This window comes from Streptomyces sp. SID5464 (genome assembly GCF_009862985.1).
GTDB lineage: Bacteria > Actinomycetota > Actinomycetes > Streptomycetales > Streptomycetaceae > Streptomyces > Streptomyces chartreusis_D.
This window is the reverse complement of sequence record NZ_WWIQ01000036.1, coordinates 1-19,345: the sequence shown is the minus strand read 5'-3', so window position 1 is coordinate 19,345 and position 19,345 is coordinate 1. Positions and strand designations below refer to the sequence as shown.

The following is a 19,345-nucleotide window of genomic DNA, read 5'->3' as shown; positions in this document are numbered from 1 at the left end:
GGCTGCGCATGACGACCGAACCGGCCGGGAAACCGGGAGTTGGAGGACCCGCGACCGTCCCGCTCAGAAACCGGCGGGCTCCGTGTACACCCCCCACTCGTCCCGCAGCACGCCGCAGATCTCGCCGAGCGTCGCCTCGGCCCGTACCGCCTCCAGCATCGGCTCGATCATGTTCGCGTCCGACCGTGCCGCGGCGATCATGCCGTCGAGCGCCGTACGGACCCGCGCGTCGTCGCGCCCGGCCTTCCGCTCCCCGAGCACCCGGACCTGCTCCCGCTCCACCTCATGGCTGACCCGCAGGATCTCCAGGTCCCCGGTGACCGAGCCGGTGTGGACGTTCACCCCGACGACCTTCTTGTCGCCCTTCTCCAGCGCCTGCTGGTACCGGAACGCCGACTCCGCGATCTCCCCGGTGAACCAGCCGTCCTCGATGCCCCGCAGGATCCCGGAGGTGATCGGCCCGATCGGGTGCTGCCCGTCGGGGTGCGCCCGCAGCCCCCGCTCCCTTATCTGCTCGAAGATCTTCTCGGCGTCGGCCTCGATCCGGTCGGTGAGCTGCTCGACGTACCAGGAACCGCCCAGCGGGTCGGCCACGTTGGCGACCCCGGTCTCCTCCATCAGCACCTGCTGCGTCCGCAGCGCGATCTCCGCCGCCTGCTCGCTCGGCAGCGCGAGGGTCTCGTCCAGGGCGTTGGTGTGCAGCGAGTTCGTCCCGCCGAGCACGGCCGCCAGCGCCTCCACGGCCGTCCGTACGACGTTGTTGTACGGCTGCTGCGCGGTGAGGGAGACACCCGCCGTCTGGGTGTGGAAGCGCAGCCACTGCGCCTTCTCCGACCGCGCCCCGTACACGTCCCGCATCCAGCGGGCCCAGATCCGCCGGGCCGCCCGGAACTTCGCGATCTCCTCGAAGAAGTCGACGTGCGCGTCGAAGAAGAAGGACAGACCGGGGGCGAAGACGTCGACGTCCAGCCCGCGCGACAGCCCCAGCTCCACGTACCCGAAGCCGTCCGCCAGCGTGTACGCCAGCTCCTGCGCGGCCGTCGCCCCGGCCTCCCGGATGTGGTAGCCGGAGACCGACAGCGGCTTGTACGCGGGGATGCCGGCCGCGCAGTGCTCCATCAGGTCGCCGATGAGCCGCAGGTGCGGTTCCGGCTGGAAGAGCCACTCCTTCTGGGCGATGTACTCCTTGAAGATGTCCGTCTGGAGCGTGCCGTTCAGGACGGCCGGGTCGACGCCCTGCCGCTCGGCGGCGACCAGGTACATGCAGAAGACGGGCACGGCCGGTCCGCTGATGGTCATGGACGTCGTGACGTCGCCCAGCGGAATGTCCTTGAACAGGACCTCCATGTCGGCCGCCGAGTCGATCGCGACACCGCAGTGCCCGACCTCGCCCAGCGAGCGCGGGTCGTCGGAGTCGCGGCCCATGAGCGTCGGCATGTCGAAGGCGACCGAGAGCCCGCCCCCGCCGTTGCGGAGGATCATCTTGTAGCGCTCGTTGGTCTGCTCGGCGTTGCCGAACCCGGCGAACTGCCGGATGGTCCACGTACGCCCTCGGTAGCCGGTCGCGTACAGGCCGCGGGTGAAGGGGTACTCCCCGGGCCAGCCGATCCGCTCGAACCCGTCGTACCTGTCGCCGGGCCGGGGCCCGTACACCGGCTCGACGGGGTCGCCGGAGAGCGTGGTGAAGTCAGCCTCGCGCTTGCGCGCGGAGTCGTACCGGGCCTGCCAGCGACGGCGGCCTTCCTCTATGGCGTCAGCGTCCATACCATCGAATTTACTAGGACGTCCAAGTAAATGTCGATGGCAGACCGCCGTACGTTGGTCCGTACGGCGGTGCGGTTACGCCTTGGCGGGCGCGGGCGAGTCCTCCGCGACCCTGGCCTCCAGCTCGTGGCTGATCTTGCGCTCCACGAAGAAGGCGGCCGTCGGAATGGTCCCGGCGAGCAGCACCCACAGCTGCTTGCCCACCGGCCACTTCGCCTTGGAGCCCAGGTCGAAGGCGAAGATCAGGTACACGACGTACAGCCAGCCGTGCGCGATGCCGACGACGCGCGTGAAGTCGGCGGCACCGTCCATGTCGAGCAGGTACTTGGCGATGACGCCGATGGTCAGCAGGACCAGCAGCACACCGGTGACGTAGGCCATCACGCGGTAGCGGGTCAGCACGCTCTTTTTCATGCCGTCGAGCGTAACCACCCGTTCCGGGAGATCTTGGCCCGGGTCACCCCTCCTCGAAGTCCCCCGCGGCGATCCGCAGCGGGCGCAGCATCGCGAAGATCTCGGCACACTCCTCCGCGTCGTACGCCCCGAGCCCGAAGTCCATCGCCATCAGGTCGCGGGTCGCCGCCTCGACCACCTCGCGGCCCTTGTCGGTGATGCTGGCGAGGGTGCCGCGCCCGTCGTTGGGGTTGGGCCGCTTGGCGACGAGACCCGACTTCACGAGCCGGTCCACCGTGTTCGTCACCGACGTGGGATGCACCATGAGCCGCTCGCCGATCTTGGACATCGGCAGCTCGCCCGACTTGGAGAAGGTGAGCAGCACCAGCGCCTCGTACCGCGCGAACGTCAGCCCGTACGGCTTGACCACCGCGTCGACCTCGGCGAGGAGGATCTGCTGGGCGCGCATGATCGAGGTGATCGCGGCCATGGACGGCACGTTTCCCCAGCGCTGCTTCCAGCGTTCGTCGGCGCGCGCGATCGGATCGAAGGAGAGACTGAGCGGCTTCGGCACGAACCCGACCTTACCGGCCGGTCACATGATGGTCAGCCCTGTCTCGGCCTTCGGTCACCGGTGCTCTCGGGCACGATCTCGAAGACCCCGGTCCACCGGTCGTCGTGCAGACAGGCGTTCATCGGCCCGACCAGAGCGCTGTGATCGGGGTCGGTCCGCCACCGTTTGATGGCTTCGAGGCTTTCCCACTCGCTGGTGAGCAGCCACCGACCGGGATCGTCGACGGAGCGGCAGAGCTGTTCGCGCAGATGCCCGGGAGACCGCATGGCGCCGTCGCGTACACCTTCGTAGGCGTCCACGAACTCCGCTTCCCTTCCCTCCCTGACGCGCAGCAGGCGCACCACTCGCACCCGCGCCGGTGCCGGCGCCTCCCCGGTCACGACGGGTCGAGGACGACGGGGAGTTCCGCGAGCCCGCGGAAGGCGGGGAACGGCACGGTCAGCCAGCGCACGTCCTCCGGCTCCCCGACCAGGGCCATGCCGGGGTGGCGCCCGAAGAGCGTGGCGAGGGCGATCTGCATCTCCAGACGTGCCAGGGGCGCGCCGATGCAGTAGTGCGGGCCGAGGCCGAACGCGAGGTGCGTCGCCTGGACGTTCGGGCGCTCGACGTCCATGCGGTCCGGGTCGGGGAACATCTCCGGGTCCCGGTTGGCCGCCGTGAGCGAGATCTGCACGAGCGCACCCTTGGGGATGAGCGTGTCGCGCATCTTGATGTCTTCCGTCGCGTAGCGGAACGTCGAGTTCTCCACGGAGGTCTCGAACCGGAAGATCTCCTCGACGGCTGCGGCCGTCGCCTCCGGGTCCCGGAACGCCAGGCGCTTCTGCTCCGGCCGGCTGAGCAGGTGGTAGACGGCGTTGCCGATCTGGTACGCGGTCGACTTGTGGCCCGCGAAGAGCAGCACCCACGCGGTGGAGACGAGTTCGTGGTCGGTGAGCGCGCCGTCCTCGTCCTGCGCCGTGACGAGTGCGCTGAGCAGAGCTCCGTCCGGCTCCCTCCGCTTGCGCGCGATCAGGTCCACCAGGTAGTCGCGCAGGTTGCCCTCGGCCAGCTCCAGCGCCTTTCTCGCCTCCGGCCCGAAGCCGGTCTGAGCGACGGTGGCCGACCATTCCTGGGCTTGCCTGCGTTCGTTCTCCGGGACGCCGAGGAGTTCACAGATCACGTGCAGCGGCAGCGGGAAGCAGAACTCCTGGAGGAGGTTCACGGGCTCCGATGCCGGGCAGCGGTCCAGCAGTTCGTCGGTGATCTTCTGGACCTTCGGACGCAGCGATTCCACCCTTTTGGGGGTGAAGGTGGTGCCGACGATCCTGCGGAGCCTCGTGTGCTTCGGAGGGTCCGAGAAGAGCATGTTGTCGTCCAGGGCGATCGACGAGTCGCCGAAGATCCGGTGGTAGGCGTCGATGGCGCCGTACATGTCCTTGCTCAGCCGGGGATCGGCCAGGGCGGCACGGGCGTCGTCGTACCGGGTGATGAGAAACGTGTCGACCCCGTGCGGGGGCTTCAGCGGGCATACGGGCGCTGAAGCCCTGAGCGCGGCGTAGACGGGATGCGGGTCGGCGCGAAACTCCCGGCTGCAGGCCGAGGCGGCGGCAGCGGCCTCTTCGGGCGACATTTCCTCGGATGCGAACGCTTGCGTCATGGCTGGTCCCGGGGTCGAGAGTTCCGTCGGTCGGTCACACGATTTCCCGGCCGGCGCTGCGCCGCAAACACTGCTGGGCCATATGAGTCCGAGCACCGCAGTATGTGCGCAAAACTGCTCCGGTTACCCGGCCGGCGTACCCCGGGGCGCCCCGGATCGCGCGCGTAGGTCCTGCTTGGTAAACATCATGGACGGGCCAGTCCACCGTTCCCGGGCTGGGTAATCGCCGGATGACGAGGAAACCAGTGAACGGACGCGGAGTGGAATCTGTACCAGTTCTCATCGCAGGCGGATCCCTGGTGGGTCTTTCCACCTCCGTGTTCCTGGGTCGTCTTGGAATCGAGCACATGCTCGTGGAGCGGCACGCCGAGACGTCGACGCACCCGCGGGGCCGCGGGAACAACGTGCGCACCATGGAGATCTTCCGGACCGCCGGACTGGAGCAGAGTGTGCGGGAGGCTGCCTTCGCTCTCGCCGGGAACGACGGCGTGCTCCAGGTGGACACCCTCGTCGGGGACCAGCGCAGGTGGATCGTCGACGACATCGCCGCAGGCATGGACGTCTCCCGGGTCAGCTCCTCGAACTGGTGTCTGTGCAGCCAGAACGACCTGGAGCCGGTCCTGCTGAACCGCGCGCGCCGGGGCGGAGACATCCGCTTCGGGGCGGAGCTGCTCTCCTTCGCGCAGGACGAAGAGGGAGTCCTGGCCCGGATCATGCGCCGGGACACCGGTGAGACCTATTCCGTGAAAGCTGATTTCCTGGTGGCCGCCGATGGCCCGAGAAGCCCCGTTCGCAAAAGTCTTGGTATCGGCCAGTCCGGGCCCGGTGCCCTGTTTCACAACGTCAGTGTCACGTTCCGGAGCAAGACCCTCAAGGAATACGTCGGACCGAGGCGCTTCATCGTCTGTTACACCACCGATCCACAGGGGGAAGGCGCCTTGCTGCCCGTGGACAACGAGGAGCGGTGGGTCATCCATATCCCTTGGTACCCCGATCGGGGCGAAACCCTGGAGGACTTCGGAAACGAGCGCTGCGCCGCGCATATTCGCGCGGCCGCCGGTGTTCCGGACATTGATGTCGAGATCACAGGGAAAGCGCCCTGGCACGCTTCCAAACGAGTCGCGGACAGCTACGGGCGGGGGCGGGTCTTTCTGGTCGGTGACGCGGCTCATGAAATGCCGCCCAACGGGGCGTTCGGCTCCAACACCGGGATCCAGGACGCCCACAACCTCGCCTGGAAGCTCGCCGCGGTACTCGGCGGCTGGGCCGGCCTGCCGCTGCTCGACACCTACGAGTGCGAACGTCGGCCGGTCGCTGTCACGACGAGCGCACGGGCCTCCCGGCAGGCCGCCGAGGAGCAGCACCCCGCGTTCCGCCCGGCAGCGGGACGCAACAACGACGCGGCGGACCTCATGACGGTCGCGCTCTGCTACCGGTACGCCTCGAAAGCCGTGGTGGGCGCTTCCCCTCAGCAGCCGGTCGTCCCGGAGACCTTCCTGATCGACGGAGCGCCGGGGAGCCGCGCACCCCATATGTGGGTCTGGGCGCGTGGCGCCAGGATCTCCACTCTCGATCTGTACGAGCGTTCCTTCGTGGTGCTCGCCGGGGCCGAAGGCCACGAGTGGCGCCGCGCCGCGGAGCAGGCCGGCGAGAACCTGGGCGTTCCGGTCGAGGTGTATCTCGTCGGAGACGGCCCTGACCACGACCTCGTTCCCGAGCCGGATGCCGACTGGGCGGCGCTGCACGGCACCGCCGCCGACGGTGCCGTCCTCGTGCGCCCGGACGGTTTCGTCGCCTGGCGCGCCCCCACCCACCTGCCGTCCGCCGGCCGTGTCCTGACGGACGTACTGCAGACCGTGCTCTGCCGCGACTGAGCACCCACCGAAACGACCACGCCGAGGACATGCCGATGACATTCGAAGAAGGCCCCGTCGCGGGCCGAGTGGACGTCCACCACCATTTCACCGCGCCGGCCTGGCTGGACTGGGCGGAAGAACGCGGTGTCGTCAACCGCGAGAGGCTGCCCTGGTGGACACGCTGGGACCTGGACGCGGCTCTGCAGGTCATGGACAAGACGGGCATCAGCACCGCCGTCATGACCGTCGCGATGCTCGGACGGTTCCGCGAACGCGCGCAGCGCCAGGAGAGCGCACGGATCGCCCTGCGGGCGGCGGCCGACGTCGTCGAGGACCACCCCGCGCGCTTCGCCTTCTTCACTCCTGTGTTCCTGGACGACCTGGAGCTCTCCCAGTGGAGCCTCCGTTTCGGACTCGACGAGCTCGGGGCCGTCGGAGTGAGCACGAGAACGAGCATGGACGGTGTCTACCTCGGCGACGCCGGCCACGACCGCCTCCTGGAGGAACTGAACGACCGGTCCGCCGTCGTCAGCACGCACCCCATGGAAGTGCCGGCCGGAAAGGCCGGCGATCCCGGCGGCAGCCCCGGACTGCCGGGGATGCCGCCCTTCGTGTGCGACTTCCTCATGGACACCACACGCGCGGCCATCAACCTGATCCGCAACGGCACCCTGGACCGCTATCCGAATCTCAGCTTCGTCCTTCCCCACGGAGGAGGCTTCCTGCCGTACATGGCCACTCGGCTCGAACTCTTCGGCGGGCACCTCACCCCCGGGATCGAGCCGGGCAGGGTCCGTGACTACCTCCACCGGTTCTACTTCGACACGGCGGGCCCCATGTCCCCCTCCGCCACGCCCACGCTGCTGGCCACGGTGGATCCCGGCCGGGTCCTGTTCGGCACGGACTGGCCGCCCACCCCCGCACAGGTCGTCGCCGACATCGCCGTACCCGCTCTGGACAGCGACCCCTTCGTCTCACCCGAGCAGCTCAGGGGCATCAACCGGGAGAACGCCCTGCGTCTGCTGCCGGCACTGGCGCGCTCCTCGTAGCTCCCGGCCGCACGGCTCCCGGCCGCACGAGAAGAGAAGGAAGGCCGCCGCCCTCACGGGCGGCGGCCTTCTCTTCCCGGCGTCACCGGGTGGCCGGGGCCGCGTCTCTCTCCCAGTGGTAGAAGCACTGCGCCATCGCGTCCTTCGGACCGCGCCAGGTCTGCGGGTCGTACGGGCTGACGTACGCCTCGAGCCTGCTGCTGATGTCACGGAACTCGGGGTGCCCGGCCACCCGCGCGATGGCGGGGGCCGGGTCCTGCTCGGCCTCGATGAAGTGCATGTACACATCGCCGAACTGGAAGAGGGAACGCTGGGTCACCCCGACGAGGCGGGGCAGTTCGCCGCGGTCGGAGGCCGCGAAGACCTCGGCGATGTCCGGGGCCGAGTGCGGGGCCATCCGGGCGACGATCAGGGCGTGGTGCATGAGGTCTCCTAACGCGGCGGCGTTCAGGCGGGCGTGACGGGCGAGGTCCGCCGCTCGTCGGCGGCCTGCTCGATGCGGTCGCGGATGAGGGCCATCTGGACGGGCGAGTTGCGGTTGATGATGTCCGTCATCCCGGCGTCGTCGACCGGCGCGTCCGGCTTCATGGCGAAGTCCTGGGTCCAGCGCATCCGGATGCCGTCGGGGGTCTCCTCGTACTCCCAGCGGATGTTCATGTACTCGAACGGACCGGGTTCGACCCGGCGTGCCGTGACGGTGAGCTTGTCGCGGTCGGTGGTCCGTTCCGACACCCAGCTCCACACCTTGCCGTTCTCGTCGGGGTGCATGGTCAGGCGGAAGGTGACCGTGTCGCCCTGCCGGGACAGCACCTCGGCGGCCGCGTACTCGCTGAACAGCTGCGGCCATCTCTCGATGTCGTTGGTCATGTCCCAGACGAGGTCGAGGGGTGCGGCGATGGTGATCTCGTTCTCGGTGTGCCCTGCCATCTCAGGCTCCTGCCGTGAGGGTGCTGTTGACGAGGTCGAGGAAGTCGCGGGGGGTCCTGCACTTCTCCGCGTCGGTGGGCAGCGCCCGGGCGTGCCGGTTCTCCAGCTCGCCCACGATGCCCAGGAGGCCCAGCGAATCCAGCCCGAACTCGGCGAAGGGGGTGTCCACCCGGGCTTCGAGGTCGTGCGGGTCGACGGTGACACCGGCGGCCTTCTTCATCAGTGCGGCCAGCTCTTCGAGGGTCACTTCACTGCTCATACGCGTTCTCCTTGTCGTACGGGTGCTGTGGGCTTCACCGGGCGGCCGGTCCCGGGTCGCGGCGCAGTATCAGCGCCGCGTTGGAGCCCATGAGTCCACGGCTGAGGACCAGGGCCGTGCTCAGCTCGGCCGGGCGCGCCGTCGACGTCACCAGGTCGATGTCGTGGCAGACGTCGAAGACGTTGGGCGTGGGCGGGATCCGTCCTTCCTCCATGGCCATCACCGCGGCGGCGACGTCCAGCAGGGGTGCCCCGCAGTAGGACCTCCCGATGCCGGTCTTGGGAGCCGTGACGGGCACGCGGGTGCCGTGCGGGCCGAGGGCGTCGGCGAGGGCGAGGGCCTCGGCGCGGTCCGCCTCCGGGACACCCATCGCGTCGGCGAAGACCACGTCGATCTCCTCCGGTGCGCAGCCGGCCTCGTCGAGGGCACCGCGGACGGCCTGGGCGAGCCCCTCCCGTGAGCGGTCCCAGCGCGAGGCGCCGGTGAACGTGGCCGCATGGCCCGCCACGATGGCGCGGACGTCCGCGTCGCGTCGGCGTGCGCGGTCCAGGTCCTCGACGATCAGCACGGCACCGCCCTCGGCCGGGACGAAGCCGCAGGCCTCGGAGGTGAAGGGGCGGTAGGCCCGCGCCGGGTCCTCGACCGTGCTGAGTTCCGGGTATCCGAGCTGGCAGACCATCGAGTACGGAGCGAGCGGCGCTTCGGCCGCCCCGACCACGACCACGTCGGTTCCCCGCCCCACGGTCCGGGCGGCGTGCGCGACGGCGTCCAGCCCGCCGGCCTCGTCGCTCGCGACCACGCCGCAGGGACCCTTGAAGCCGCTGCGGATGGATATCTGGCCCGTGCTGGCCGCGTAGAACCAGGCGATGGACTGGTAGGGACCGACGAAGCGGGACCCCTGCCCCCACAGCTTCTGCAGCTCCCGCTGGCCGAATTCGCCGCCACCGGACCCGGCGGCGGTGACCACACCGACGGAGTACGGGGAGTCGCCGGCCGCATCGCCCAGTCCCGCGTCCTTCAGGGCCGCACCGGCGGCGGCCATCGCGAAGTGGCTGAAGCGGTCGGTCTGGACGAGGAAGGTCTCCTCGATGAGCGCCGTGGGGTCGAATCCCCGCACCTCGCCGGCGACGCGGAGCGGAAGGTGCCCGCATCCCTCCCGGGCGATCCGGTCGAGTACGGACAGGCCCTCCGCGACGGACTTCCAGTAGGTCTCCGTCTGCAGTCCGTTGGGCGCGACCACACCGATCCCCGTGATGGCGGTGCGACGGTTCGGCTGAGCACTCATCGATTCCTCCCGGCCGGCTCTGTCAGGAGCACTGCGGACTGGAACCCGCCGAAGCCGCTGCCCACGGACAGCACGTTGGCGAGCTTGCGCGGGCGCGCGGTGCGCGGTACGTAGTCCAGGTCGCACTCGGGGTCCGGGGTCTCGTAGTTCGCCGTCGGCGGGACCACCTGGTGGGCCAGGGCCAGCACGCAGGCGACGACCTCGATCGCGCCGATCGCACCGAGCGAGTGGCCCACCATGGACTTGATCGAACTCATGGGCGTGTCATAGGCGTGGGCGCCCAGGGACCGCTTGACCGCGGCGGTCTCGTGACGGTCGTTCTGGCGGGTGCCCGAGCCGTGGGCGTTGACGTAGTCGATGAGTGAGGGATCCAGCCGGGCCTGTCCGAGCGCGGTGTCGATGGCCCTCGCCATCTCCAGGCCCTCGCTGGTCAGTCCGGTCATGTGGTACGCGTTGCCGAAGGTGGCGTAGCCGCGGATCTCGCAGTAGACGTGCGCGCCACGGGCACGGGCGTGTTCGAGCTCCTCCAGGACGAGCACGGCGGAGCCTTCTCCCATGACGAATCCGTCGCGGTGGGCGTCGAAGGGCCGGGAGGCGTGCGCCGGGTCGTCGTTGTTCGGCGATGTCGCCCTGATGGCGTCGAAGCAGGCCATGGTGATCGGGGAGATCGGGGAGTCGGACGCTCCGGCGACGCAGATGTCGGCGCGGCCGTCCTCGATCGTGTGGAAGCCGTAGCCCACCGCGTCGAGTCCGGAGGTGCAGCCGGTCGACACGGTCTGCACCGGCCCCTGGGCGCCGAAGTACTCGGCGACGTCGGACGCCAGGGTGCTGGGCGAGAACGCCCGGTGCAGCTGCGGGCCGGCGGCGCGGTGGTCGACGTCCCAGCGTTGCCCTCGCTCGCTGACCAGGACGTAGTCGTGCTCCAGGCGGGTCGTGCCGCCCACGGCGCTGCCGAGCGAGACGGCCACGCGCCAGGGGTCCTCGGCGCCGAACTCGATGCCGCTGTCGGCCACCGCCTCGGCGGCGGCGACGACGGCGAACTGTATGTACCGGTCGGCGCGTTCGACCAGGCCGGGATCGAGCCCGTGCGCGAGCGGGTCGAAGTCGCACTCGGCCGCGATACGTGACCGCAACCCCTCGGGATCGAACAGTGTGATGCCGCGCGTCGCGGTACGGCCGCTCGAGAGGAGGTCCCAGAAGGCCGGCACCCCGATACCGCCCGGGGCGACGACACCGATGCCGGTGACCGCCACCCGCCGGGTCACGAGGGCACCCCGCGTCGCTCGGGCTGCGCGCCGTCCTCCTGCACGGCCGGGTACGTTTCGCCGCTCGCGTTCCCCTCCAGGGCCTCCGTGTCGACGTGGCCCATGCTCGGCTTCGGAGCCAGCGGACCCAGGTGGAAGACCATCCGGGCTTCGACGTCACCGACGTTGCGGAAGCGGTGCCGCATGCCGATGGGGACCATGAGGCCCTGGTCGGCGCGGATCGGGTGGGTCACGTCGTCCAGGTCGACTTCCAGCTCGCCCTGGACGACGTAGACGAACTCCTCCGAGTACGGGTGGTAGTGCTCGCTGATGCGTTCACCCGGCTGCATGATGGCCAGGCCCATGAACCCGCTCGTGGAGCCCACCGTGAGGGGCGTGAGCAGGGTGCGCAGGTCGCCGCCACGCTTGCGGTTCGGCTCGGTCTCGCTGAGGTCCACGATGCGCGGGCGCGTCTTGTACATGTCCGTCTCCAGGTCGGTCTGTGTGGGCCCCGCGCTCAGCGGGGGTGTCGTCCATGGGCGGGTGTCGTCCACGGACCGTCAGGACTGGGCAGCCCTGCGATCGGTGATCAGCGTCATGTCGGTGTGCGCCAGGAGGCGGGTGGCGTCCCGGTCGCTCGTGAGCGGCCCTTCGACGCCGAGTGCGGCGCCGTCGAGCAGGCGGGCCAGCACAGCGGCCTTCCTCGGGCCGTGCACGCCGAGCGCCCTGGCCGGATCGGTCTCGGGATCCCGCGTGTCGATGAGACGGACGACCAGGTCGTCCCGGTGGAAGACGGTGCTGCGGTGCACGGGGCCGACGGGGTCGGCCGCGGCGGTCTCGTCCTGCTGGGCGAGCAGCCGTGCCAGCGCCATGCCGCAGCCCTCACGGGCCGGGTAGTACAGGGCGTGCCGCCGCAGACCGGCGGGCTCCGGTCCGCCACGCGCCACATGGTGTACGGCCGGCATGGCCGCGCGGATGAAGAAGGCCCGTGCCGACGCGGGGTCGGCCAGGTCCCTGCTCTGTTCCAGGTGCGGATTGAGGGCTTCCTCGACTGCCCGCACCTCCGGCTGACGCGAGACGTGGCGCAGCGCCGTCTGCAGATCGCCCTCCACCTCGACGGTGCGGACGACTCGGTTGCCGTGCATGAACAGCGTCGTCCGGCGCAGTCGGGTGGAGTCGTCGGCGCGGGCCTGGGGCGGCGCGTATCCGGCGAGGATGTCCGCGACCTTCGACTCGGAGCCGGGCTTGACGGTGAACGTCAGCGCGTGGCGCGTCACTCCGTCGCCCACCCGCACCGGAGCCTGGACCCCCTCGGCGGTCCCGGCGGTGGGCGGCAGGGCCCGCCCGGTCTCACGGACGATGTTGTAACGCAGCGACCGGATGTCCCGGACGCAGTCCTGCATGGGCCTGACGGTCTCGAGGTGCTCCTCACTGTTCACCCAGGCGAGATACGGCGGCGCAGTCGCCCATTCGCTGGTGATGAGCCACTGGGACGGGTTCTCCACGGACTGGCACAGCTGGTCACCGAGGTGACCGGGAACCGACGCGACACGGCTGCGCATGTGCTCGTACGCGTCGAGGAACCGTTGCTGGGCGCCTTCGTGGAGATCGACGAGCAGGATGACGCGCAGCCTGGAGCCGTCGAACGCCGACTGGGACGTATACGTCGAAGTGTTCACCGGCAGGCCCTTCCTTCGCTGGGCAGACGGCGACCGCCGGGTCCGGCAGGGGGACGGCGGTCGGCCCTGAGCCCTCATCGTGGGTCGGCGCGTCGGACTGCGCGAGCCGCACGGGTCATCAGAGGGAACTGCCGGCACAGCGAAGCCCCGGCTCGTCACGAGCCGGGGCTGTGGTCCTCGCGGCCTATTCGGAGAGGTGCCGCTCCACCGTCTCCACCTTGGAGGTGAGCCCGTCCGTCACTCCGGGGCGGATGTCCGCCTTGAGGACCAGGGACACCCGCGGAGCCCGCTGCTCGACCGCGGCGACGGCGCGCTTGACGACGTCCATGACCTCGTCCCACTCGCCCTCGATCGAGGTGAACATCGCGTCGGTCCGGTTGGGCAGGCCCGACTCGCGCACCACGCGGACGGCGTCGGCGACGTACTCCCCCACGTCCTCGCCGACGCCCAGCGGCGTCACGGAGAAGGCGACGATCATGCCTGCACAGCCCCTTCCCGGCGTGCCCGGGAGGCGATGACCGCGTCCTCGGCCTCACGCCGCAGCTTGCGCTCCGCGAAGAACCCGCCGGTCGGCAGCACCGAGAGCACGAAGTACAGCGCGGCGGTCTTCACCGACCACTTCGTCCGGTTCCACGCGTCGGCCCAGAAGATCACGTACAGGATGAACAGGACACCGTGCACCATGCCCATCACCGGCACGGCATTGAAGTCCGTGGTCCGCTTCAGCACCGAGCAGACGAGCAGGAGGAGGAAGGAGATCGCCTCGGGGGCCGAGACCAGGCGGAGGCGGCGGATGGCGGTGGCGGTCTTGAGGTCCACGGGTCACCTTCGGTGGGAGAGACGCGGCGGTCTGAACGATCTGAACGGTCTGTACGGCTGACGGTTTGTGAACGCACGCACAAGCGTCCCGCCCATTGTGGCAAACCGCCACGGGCCCCGGCCCCTAGGGGTGCGCTCAGGGTCGTTCTCCACCCACAGGCCCTGTCCACGGGGCCCGACCTGCGGCTACCTTCGCGTACGTGGCGATGTTCCGACTTCAGAGCAGCAAGGTGCTCGCCGTCGACATGACCGGAGACGCCGTGAAGGCGAAGAACGGCTCGATGGTCGCGTACGACGGCGAGATGGCCTTCAAGAAGCTCAGCGGCGGCGGCGAGGGCATACGGGGCATGGTGACCCGGCGGCTGACCGGCGAGCAGATGACGTTGATGGAAGTGAAGGGGCGGGGGACCTGCTGGTTCGCGGACCGAGCCTCCGAGATCAACCTGGTCGGCCTCCAGGGCGACAAGCTCTACGTGGAGTCGAGCAACCTGCTCGCGACCGACGGCGGGCTGCGCACGGGGACGGAGTTCACCGGCCTGCGCGGGGCCTCACAGGGCAACGGCCTGTTCACGACGACCGTCGAGGGCCACGGTCAGGCGGCGATCATGTCGGACGGCCCGGCGGTGGTGCTGCGGGTGAGTCCGCAGTATCCGCTGACCGTCGACCCGGGGGCGTATGTGGCGCACCAGGGGAATCTCCGGCAGTCCTTCCAGTCCGGCGTGACGTTCCGCACGCTGCTCGGGGAGGGCGGCGGCGAGGCCTTCCAGATGCGGTTCGAGGGGGACGGGCTGGTGTACGTGCAGCCGAGCGAGCGGAACACGATCGCGGGAGACGTGTGAGATGGCCTTCCGGGAGATCAACGCGAAGATGGTCGAGGCGACGGTCGCGCCGGGCCAACGGCTGTTCAGCCAGCGCGGCGCGATGCTCGCCTACAAGGGCGAGGTGTCCTTCACGCCCAACATGGCCGGCGGCCAGGGCGGGATCATGTCGATGATCGGCCGCCGGGTCGCCGACGAGGACACACCCCTGATGACCGTCGAGGGCAGCGGCACCGTGCTCTTCGGGCACGGCGGGCATCACGTCCAGGTGATCCAGCTGTCCGGCGACACGCTGTACGTGGAGGCGGACCGCCTCCTGGCCTTCGAGGGCACGCTCCAGCAGGGCACGATGTTCCTGGGGTCGCAGGGCGGCGTCATGGGCATGGTGCGCGGGCAGGTCAGCGGCCAGGGACTGTTCACGACCACGCTCAAGGGACACGGGGCCGTCGCGGTCATGGCCCACGGCGGGGTGATCGAGATCCCGATCACACCCCAGCGGCCGGTGCACGTGGACCCGCAGGCCTACGTCGCCCACCACGGGGAGGTCCGCAACAAGCTGTCCACGGCCCTGGGCTGGCGGGACATGGTGGGCCGCGGCTCGGGCGAGGCGTTCCAGCTGGAGCTCAGCGGGAGCGGTGCGGTGTACGTCCAGGCGTCGGAGGAGAAGCTGTGAGCACCTACGGAACCCCGGGCGCCGGCCCCGCGGTCTTCGACCCGGCGACGCTGCCGCCCGACGACAACGTCAACGCCTACACCTTCTGCGTGGAACTCAAGGGGAGCCAGTGGTTCCTCCAGAAGGGGAAGATGATCGCCTACTACGGCTCGATCGACTTCAACGGCGTCGGACACGGCCGGCTGGACCGTCTCGTCCGTACGTCCTTCCATTCGCCACTGCACGCGAGCGACTGGGTCGTGGCGGAGGGCTCGGGCAAGATGCTCCTCGCCGACCGGGCCTTCGACGTGAACTCGTACGACCTGGAAGACGGCAACCTGACCATTCGCTCCGGCAATCTGCTCGCTTTTCAGCCAACTCTGTCACTGAAGCAATCAATCGTGCCGGGTTTCCTGACCCTCATCGGAACCGGAAAGTTCGTGGCCGCGTCGAACGGCCCCGTGGTGTTCATGGAACCCCCCATCCGGGTCGACCCACAGGCCCTGGTCGGCTGGGCCGACTGCCCCTCCCCCTGCCACCACTACGACCACGGGTACATGACCGGTGTGATGGGCGGTCTACGTGCACTGACGGGCCTCGGCGGAGCCTCCGGCGAGGAGCACCAGTTCGAGTTCGTCGGCGCCGGCACGGTCCTGCTCCAGTCGTCCGAGACACTGATGGCCGAGCAGGCCACGGGGGCCGTTCCGCACCGGGCCGGCGTGCCCGGCGGCGGGGCGCACAGCCCCCAGGCAGGGCCGTCCGGCGTACCGCGCCTTCCCGGACAGCTGGGGGACCTCCAGCGTCGCTTCGGGCTGTGAGCGGTAGTCTGCGGAGTGTGACATCGAACGCCTGCGCACCGATGTTCGGCGGGTGCGCTCCGTCACGCGAAGACCCTCACTAGTTCGCCTTTCAACATTTTAGGTAGACTTCATTCATGGAGACCGAGACGGCCACCCGCTGGCTGACCGATGCGGAGCAGTGCGCCTGGCGCACCCACCTGGAGGTCAACAGGCTGTTGACGTACCAGCTCGAAAAGGACCTGCAGCCGTTCGGCCTGACAATGAACGACTACGAGATCCTGGTGAATCTCTCCGAGTCGGAGGACCAGAGGATGCGGATGAGCGACCTCGCCTCCGCCACCCTCCAGTCCAAGAGCCGCCTCTCGCACCAGATCACGCGCATGGAGAACGCGAACCTGGTCCGGCGGGAGAACTGCGAGTCCGACCGCAGGGGGCTCTACGCGGTCCTCACCGACCACGGCATGGCGACGATGCAGAAGGTCGCGCCCCACCATGTGGCATCCGTGCGGAGGCACTTCATCGACCTGCTGCCCCCCGAGGCCCTGACGGAACTCGACAAGGCCCTCAAGCCCATCGCGGAGCACCTGCGCGCCCAGCGCGGACGCCCGTAACCGCAGCCCCTGACTAGGCGAGCGGCAGGCGGAGTTCGAACAGAGCTCCGCCTGCGGGCCCCTGCCCCGCCGTGAGCGTGCCGCCGTGCCGGACGGCGACGTCCCGGGCGATGGCGAGTCCCAGCCCGGCACCGCCGTCGTCCCGGCTGCGGGCGGCGTCCAGCCGTACGAACCGCTCGAAGATCCGCTCCCGGTCGGCCTCGGGCACGCCGTCCCCGTCGTCCGCCACCCCGACCAGGGCCAGATCACCCTCCCGGCGCACGCTCACCGTGACGGCCGACCGGGCATGCCGCTGGGCGTTGTCGAGCAGATTGGCGAGCACCCGTCCCAACTGCCCGCGCGATCCGGCCACGTTCACCGGCTCCGCGTCCACCGTCACGCCCGTCCGCCCCTCGGCCTCCTCCCGGGCCAGCCCGGCGAGGTCGACCTTCGCGTCGTTGGACCGCTCCCCCGCGTCCAGCCGGGCCAGCAGCAGCAGGTCGGCGGCGAGCCGCTGCAGCCGTACGGTGTCCTCCACCGCCCCGTCGAGGTCCAGCAGTTCGGGATGCGCGGCGGCCACCTCCAGCTGGGTCCGCAGCGAGGCGATCGGGCTCCGCAGTTCGTGGGACGCGTCGGCGACGAAGCGCCGCTGCCGCTCCACGGAGGCCTCCAGGGCCGCGAGCGTCTCGTTCGTCGTCCGGGCGAGCCGGGCCACCTCGTCGTGCGTCTGCGGCTCCGGCACACGCCGCGCGAGATCCTCGGAGGCGGTGATCGCGGCCATCTCGCTCCGGATGCCCTCCACCGGCCGCAGCGCCCGCCGGGTGACCAGCCAGGTCACGCCCGCGACGACGCCGAGCAGCAGCGGGAACCCGATCAGCATCACCGTCGTCGCGGTCTGCACGGCCCCGTGCTCGGCGGCCAGCGGGGCACCGGCATAGACCTTGAGACGGCCCCGGTCCTGGGTCTCGACCTCGACGGCGGCGAACCGGTAGTCCTCCGTGTCGCCGTCGATCGTCGCGGACCCGTTGCTGAAGGTGCTCTCCCCGGCGATCTCCCCGGGTTCGAGGGACTCCTCGTGGTCGTCGGAGTCGTCGTCATCGTCCCCGCGGGGCGCCACCGGCGGCAGCGGCTTCACCCGGTCGGAGTCCGTACCGCTGATCTTCTCCAGATCCTCGCTGACCGCGACCACCCGCTTCTTCTCGGCGAGCACCTGGACCGGCCCGTCGTCGCCGTCCAGCCCGGACAGCTTGTCGTACGGCGTCCCGGCGGCGAGCTCGGCGGCGACCGCCCGCGCCGAGCGCTCCGCCCGGGTGCCGGCCTCGCCCATCAGGTTGAACCGCAGGGACAGCAGGACGGCGGCCCCGGCGGCGACGAGCGCCACCGCGACGACGAGCGTCGCACCGAGCGTGGCCCGCGCCCGGACGGACCCGAACAGCCGCCTCATGGCGACGTCTCCAGCCGGTACCCGGCACCGCGCACGGTCCGGATCAGCCCCGCCCGCAGCTTCCGCCGCAGGGTGCTGACGTACACCTCGACGATGTTGGGATCACCCTCGTACGCGAAGTCCCACACGTGTTCGAGGATCTCGGACTTGGATACGACCTCCCCGGCCCGCAGCACGAGGTGCTCCAGCACGGAGAACTCCTTGGCGGTCAGGGCGACCTCGTCCTCCCCCAGAAACACCCGCCGGGCCGCGGTGTCCACCTTCAGATCCCCGTGCACATGCACGGGCGAGGCCCCGGCACCCGCCCCGCGCCGCCGCAGCAGCGCCTTGATCCGGGCGACGAGCACGACGTACGAGAAGGGCTTGGTCAGATAGTCGTCCGCACCGGTGTCGAGCCCCTCCGCCTCGTCGTACTCGCCGTCCTTGGCGGTGAGCATCAGGATCGGCACCTCGTGCCCGGCGGCGCGCAGGGCCGCGCAGACCCGGTAGCCGTTGAGCCCGGGCAGCATGATGTCGAGGATCACCAGGTCGTACGTGCCCTCCGAGGCCTGGTGCAGCCCCTCCCGTCCGTCGTGGACGACGTCCACGGCGTACCCCTCGGCCGTCAGGCCCCTGGCGAGCGACAGGGCCAGCCGCTTCTCGTCCTCCACGATCAACAGGCGCATGGGTAAAGAGTGGCAAAGCCAAGCTGAAGATCCCTTCAGGGGCCTTCAGGTTCCTCTCAGCCTCGGTCAGCCAGATTGGAACACGTCGAAAACGAAGTGACTCGGGAGGAATCCGCATGAAGCGCAACATCGTCATCGCCGCTGTGACCGCTGCCGCTCTGATCGGCGGTGGCACGGCCACGGCTCTCGCGACCACGGGTGACGACGGGGGCTCGGCGCGGCAGGCGGCCCACACCCGGCTGTCGGACGACGACGTCCGCGGCGACGAGGACGGTCCCGACGCACAGGACGACCACGACGACGACAACGGCCGGGACGACGACGCGCGGGCGGCTTCCACCGGCGTGACGGCGCCCGAGGCCATCGCGTCCGCGCTGAAGCACACGTCCGGTACGGCGGTGTCCGCCGAGCTGGACGACGAGGACGACAGCGACAAGGTGATCTGGAAGGTCGACGTCCTCTCCGGCGACAACACCTGGCACAGCGTGAGCGTCGACCCGTCCAGCGGCAAGGTGCTCGGTTCGCACACCGACGACGAGGACGACACGGCGCAGGTGCGGGCGGCTCTGAAGGGCGCTTCGGTGACGGCCGAGGAGGCCGCGAAGGCTGCCGGCGGCAAGGGCACGGTGACGTCCGTGGACCTGGACGAGGACGGCAAGAACAAGTCCTGGGAGGCCGAGACGCACAAGTCCGGCGGCGCCGAGCAGGACTGGAAGATCGACCTCAGCACGGGCAAGATCACGGCGGACCGCGACCAGGACGACGACCAGGACGACCAGGACTGATCGAACACCGCCAGATTGCAACCGCCCCGGGGTCGCTGCTGACGCCGGGGCGTTGCGCAACGCGGCGCAACGGGGTGCCGCTGCGCCCACCCGTGCCGCCCTGGGG

The 19,345-nt window shown here is 69.9% G+C and carries 23 protein-coding genes; 7 read left to right on the top strand and 16 right to left on the bottom strand.

The window, feature by feature from the left end; translation table 11 throughout:
* Window positions 1-63: 63 nt before the first annotated feature.
* The 5 genes from GTY47_RS20000 to GTY47_RS19980 form a co-directional block, all read right to left on the bottom strand.
* Window positions 64-1,764: a methylmalonyl-CoA mutase family protein gene (locus GTY47_RS20000; protein ID WP_010048580.1), complete on the bottom strand. Its 1,701-nt coding sequence runs from the start codon at window positions 1,762-1,764 to the stop codon at window positions 64-66.
* Window positions 1,765-1,839: 75 nt separating this feature from the next.
* Complete coding sequence (locus tag GTY47_RS19995) at window positions 1,840-2,178, bottom strand: DUF3817 domain-containing protein (RefSeq protein ID WP_010048578.1); 339 nt, start codon at window positions 2,176-2,178, stop codon at window positions 1,840-1,842.
* A gap of 43 nt (window positions 2,179-2,221) precedes the next feature.
* On the bottom strand, window positions 2,222-2,731 hold the full coding sequence (locus GTY47_RS19990) for a MarR family transcriptional regulator (protein ID WP_010048577.1): 510 nt from the start codon (window positions 2,729-2,731) through the stop codon (window positions 2,222-2,224).
* 32 nt (window positions 2,732-2,763) lie between these two features.
* Window positions 2,764-3,072, bottom strand: a complete 309-nt coding sequence (locus GTY47_RS19985; protein WP_267880856.1) for an antibiotic biosynthesis monooxygenase family protein — start codon at window positions 3,070-3,072, stop codon at window positions 2,764-2,766.
* 35 nt (window positions 3,073-3,107) lie between these two features.
* Window positions 3,108-4,367, bottom strand: coding sequence for a cytochrome P450 (locus tag GTY47_RS19980; RefSeq protein WP_078603005.1), 1,260 nt, complete (start codon window positions 4,365-4,367; stop codon window positions 3,108-3,110).
* 230 nt (window positions 4,368-4,597) lie between these two features.
* Here GTY47_RS19980 and GTY47_RS19975 point away from each other — a divergent pair, with 230 nt between their 5' ends.
* Both GTY47_RS19975 and GTY47_RS19970 read left to right on the top strand, forming a co-directional pair.
* A complete protein-coding gene (locus GTY47_RS19975; protein ID WP_050810345.1) occupies window positions 4,598-6,241 on the top strand; it encodes an FAD-dependent monooxygenase in 1,644 nt (547 codons plus the stop codon).
* Between the two features lie 35 nt (window positions 6,242-6,276).
* Window positions 6,277-7,272 (top strand): amidohydrolase family protein, encoded by a 996-nt coding sequence (locus GTY47_RS19970; protein WP_040904422.1) that lies wholly within the window; start codon window positions 6,277-6,279, stop codon window positions 7,270-7,272.
* Window positions 7,273-7,354: 82 nt separating this feature from the next.
* Here GTY47_RS19970 and GTY47_RS19965 read toward each other — a convergent pair whose 3' ends face one another.
* The 9 genes from GTY47_RS19965 to GTY47_RS19925 form a co-directional block, all read right to left on the bottom strand.
* Window positions 7,355-7,696 (bottom strand): TcmI family type II polyketide cyclase, encoded by a 342-nt coding sequence (locus GTY47_RS19965; protein ID WP_010048572.1) that lies wholly within the window; start codon window positions 7,694-7,696, stop codon window positions 7,355-7,357.
* A gap of 23 nt (window positions 7,697-7,719) precedes the next feature.
* Window positions 7,720-8,199: an SRPBCC family protein gene (locus GTY47_RS19960; protein WP_010048570.1), complete on the bottom strand. Its 480-nt coding sequence runs from the start codon at window positions 8,197-8,199 to the stop codon at window positions 7,720-7,722.
* 1 nt (window position 8,200) lies between these two features.
* Complete coding sequence (locus tag GTY47_RS19955) at window positions 8,201-8,458, bottom strand: acyl carrier protein (RefSeq protein WP_010048569.1); 258 nt, start codon at window positions 8,456-8,458, stop codon at window positions 8,201-8,203.
* Window positions 8,459-8,492: 34 nt separating this feature from the next.
* On the bottom strand, window positions 8,493-9,743 hold the full coding sequence (locus GTY47_RS19950) for a ketosynthase chain-length factor (RefSeq protein WP_010048568.1): 1,251 nt from the start codon (window positions 9,741-9,743) through the stop codon (window positions 8,493-8,495).
* The gene (locus GTY47_RS19945; RefSeq protein WP_010048567.1) at window positions 9,740-11,008 is read right to left on the bottom strand and encodes a beta-ketoacyl-[acyl-carrier-protein] synthase family protein; all 1,269 of its coding nucleotides are present in this window, start codon (window positions 11,006-11,008) and stop codon (window positions 9,740-9,742) included. Before GTY47_RS19945 ends, GTY47_RS19950 begins: the two co-directional genes overlap by 4 nt.
* Window positions 11,005-11,469: a cupin domain-containing protein gene (locus GTY47_RS19940; RefSeq protein WP_010048566.1), complete on the bottom strand. Its 465-nt coding sequence runs from the start codon at window positions 11,467-11,469 to the stop codon at window positions 11,005-11,007. The genes GTY47_RS19945 and GTY47_RS19940 overlap by 4 nt, the downstream gene beginning before the upstream one ends.
* Before the next feature lie 78 nt (window positions 11,470-11,547).
* A complete protein-coding gene (locus GTY47_RS19935) occupies window positions 11,548-12,666 on the bottom strand; it encodes a SchA/CurD-like domain-containing protein (RefSeq protein ID WP_010048565.1) in 1,119 nt (372 codons plus the stop codon).
* A gap of 184 nt (window positions 12,667-12,850) precedes the next feature.
* Window positions 12,851-13,144, bottom strand: a complete 294-nt coding sequence (locus GTY47_RS19930; protein ID WP_010048564.1) for an MTH1187 family thiamine-binding protein — start codon at window positions 13,142-13,144, stop codon at window positions 12,851-12,853.
* Window positions 13,141-13,485, bottom strand: a complete 345-nt coding sequence (locus tag GTY47_RS19925) for a DUF3817 domain-containing protein (RefSeq protein ID WP_010048562.1) — start codon at window positions 13,483-13,485, stop codon at window positions 13,141-13,143. Before GTY47_RS19925 ends, GTY47_RS19930 begins: the two co-directional genes overlap by 4 nt.
* Window positions 13,486-13,691: 206 nt before the next feature.
* On the opposite strand from GTY47_RS19925, the gene GTY47_RS19920 reads away from it, so the two are divergent.
* From GTY47_RS19920 to GTY47_RS19905, 4 genes are all read left to right on the top strand, one after another.
* Entirely contained in the window at window positions 13,692-14,324 is a 633-nt protein-coding gene (locus GTY47_RS19920) for an AIM24 family protein (protein ID WP_010048561.1), read from the top strand.
* Between the two features lies 1 nt (window position 14,325).
* Window positions 14,326-14,976 carry an AIM24 family protein gene (locus tag GTY47_RS19915; RefSeq protein ID WP_010048560.1) on the top strand — a complete coding sequence of 217 codons (651 nt, stop codon included), beginning with the start codon at window positions 14,326-14,328 and terminating at the stop codon, window positions 14,974-14,976.
* Window positions 14,973-15,773 carry an AIM24 family protein gene (locus GTY47_RS19910; RefSeq protein ID WP_010048559.1) on the top strand — a complete coding sequence of 267 codons (801 nt, stop codon included), beginning with the start codon at window positions 14,973-14,975 and terminating at the stop codon, window positions 15,771-15,773. The genes GTY47_RS19915 and GTY47_RS19910 overlap by 4 nt, the downstream gene beginning before the upstream one ends.
* A 116-nt stretch (window positions 15,774-15,889) precedes the next feature.
* The gene (locus GTY47_RS19905; RefSeq protein ID WP_010048558.1) at window positions 15,890-16,366 is read left to right on the top strand and encodes a MarR family transcriptional regulator; all 477 of its coding nucleotides are present in this window, start codon (window positions 15,890-15,892) and stop codon (window positions 16,364-16,366) included.
* 13 nt (window positions 16,367-16,379) lie between these two features.
* Here GTY47_RS19905 and GTY47_RS19900 read toward each other — a convergent pair whose 3' ends face one another.
* Together GTY47_RS19900 and GTY47_RS19895 are read right to left on the bottom strand one after the other, a co-directional pair.
* Window positions 16,380-17,789 carry a HAMP domain-containing sensor histidine kinase gene (locus tag GTY47_RS19900; RefSeq protein ID WP_010048557.1) on the bottom strand — a complete coding sequence of 470 codons (1,410 nt, stop codon included), beginning with the start codon at window positions 17,787-17,789 and terminating at the stop codon, window positions 16,380-16,382.
* Window positions 17,786-18,454 carry a response regulator transcription factor gene (locus GTY47_RS19895; RefSeq protein ID WP_010048556.1) on the bottom strand — a complete coding sequence of 223 codons (669 nt, stop codon included), beginning with the start codon at window positions 18,452-18,454 and terminating at the stop codon, window positions 17,786-17,788. Before GTY47_RS19895 ends, GTY47_RS19900 begins: the two co-directional genes overlap by 4 nt.
* 116 nt (window positions 18,455-18,570) lie before the next feature.
* On the opposite strand from GTY47_RS19895, the gene GTY47_RS19890 reads away from it, so the two are divergent.
* Window positions 18,571-19,239 (top strand): PepSY domain-containing protein, encoded by a 669-nt coding sequence (locus tag GTY47_RS19890; RefSeq protein WP_010048554.1) that lies wholly within the window; start codon window positions 18,571-18,573, stop codon window positions 19,237-19,239.
* Window positions 19,240-19,345 lie beyond the last annotated feature (106 nt).

What these genes read in the sequence shown, in the direction of transcription:
- GTY47_RS20000 (WP_010048580.1), bottom strand. Translation starts at nt 1,764, where the DNA reads ATGGACGCTGACGCCATAGAGGAAGGCCGCCGTCGCTGGCAGGCCCGG.
- GTY47_RS19995 (WP_010048578.1), bottom strand. Translation starts at nt 2,178, where the DNA reads ATGAAAAAGAGCGTGCTGACCCGCTACCGCGTGATGGCCTACGTCACC.
- GTY47_RS19980 (WP_078603005.1), bottom strand. Translation starts at nt 4,367, where the DNA reads ATGACGCAAGCGTTCGCATCCGAGGAAATGTCGCCCGAAGAGGCCGCT.
- GTY47_RS19975 (WP_050810345.1), top strand. Translation starts at nt 4,598, where the DNA reads ATGACGAGGAAACCAGTGAACGGACGCGGAGTGGAATCTGTACCAGTT.
- GTY47_RS19970 (WP_040904422.1), top strand. Translation starts at nt 6,277, where the DNA reads ATGACATTCGAAGAAGGCCCCGTCGCGGGCCGAGTGGACGTCCACCAC.
- GTY47_RS19965 (WP_010048572.1), bottom strand. Translation starts at nt 7,696, where the DNA reads ATGCACCACGCCCTGATCGTCGCCCGGATGGCCCCGCACTCGGCCCCG.
- GTY47_RS19960 (WP_010048570.1), bottom strand. Translation starts at nt 8,199, where the DNA reads ATGGCAGGGCACACCGAGAACGAGATCACCATCGCCGCACCCCTCGAC.
- GTY47_RS19955 (WP_010048569.1), bottom strand. Translation starts at nt 8,458, where the DNA reads ATGAGCAGTGAAGTGACCCTCGAAGAGCTGGCCGCACTGATGAAGAAG.
- GTY47_RS19950 (WP_010048568.1), bottom strand. Translation starts at nt 9,743, where the DNA reads ATGAGTGCTCAGCCGAACCGTCGCACCGCCATCACGGGGATCGGTGTG.
- GTY47_RS19940 (WP_010048566.1), bottom strand. Translation starts at nt 11,469, where the DNA reads ATGTACAAGACGCGCCCGCGCATCGTGGACCTCAGCGAGACCGAGCCG.
- GTY47_RS19930 (WP_010048564.1), bottom strand. Translation starts at nt 13,144, where the DNA reads ATGATCGTCGCCTTCTCCGTGACGCCGCTGGGCGTCGGCGAGGACGTG.
- GTY47_RS19920 (WP_010048561.1), top strand. Translation starts at nt 13,692, where the DNA reads ATGTTCCGACTTCAGAGCAGCAAGGTGCTCGCCGTCGACATGACCGGA.
- GTY47_RS19915 (WP_010048560.1), top strand. Translation starts at nt 14,326, where the DNA reads ATGGCCTTCCGGGAGATCAACGCGAAGATGGTCGAGGCGACGGTCGCG.
- GTY47_RS19905 (WP_010048558.1), top strand. Translation starts at nt 15,890, where the DNA reads ATGGAGACCGAGACGGCCACCCGCTGGCTGACCGATGCGGAGCAGTGC.
- GTY47_RS19900 (WP_010048557.1), bottom strand. Translation starts at nt 17,789, where the DNA reads ATGAGGCGGCTGTTCGGGTCCGTCCGGGCGCGGGCCACGCTCGGTGCG.
- GTY47_RS19895 (WP_010048556.1), bottom strand. Translation starts at nt 18,454, where the DNA reads ATGCGCCTGTTGATCGTGGAGGACGAGAAGCGGCTGGCCCTGTCGCTC.
- GTY47_RS19890 (WP_010048554.1), top strand. Translation starts at nt 18,571, where the DNA reads ATGAAGCGCAACATCGTCATCGCCGCTGTGACCGCTGCCGCTCTGATC.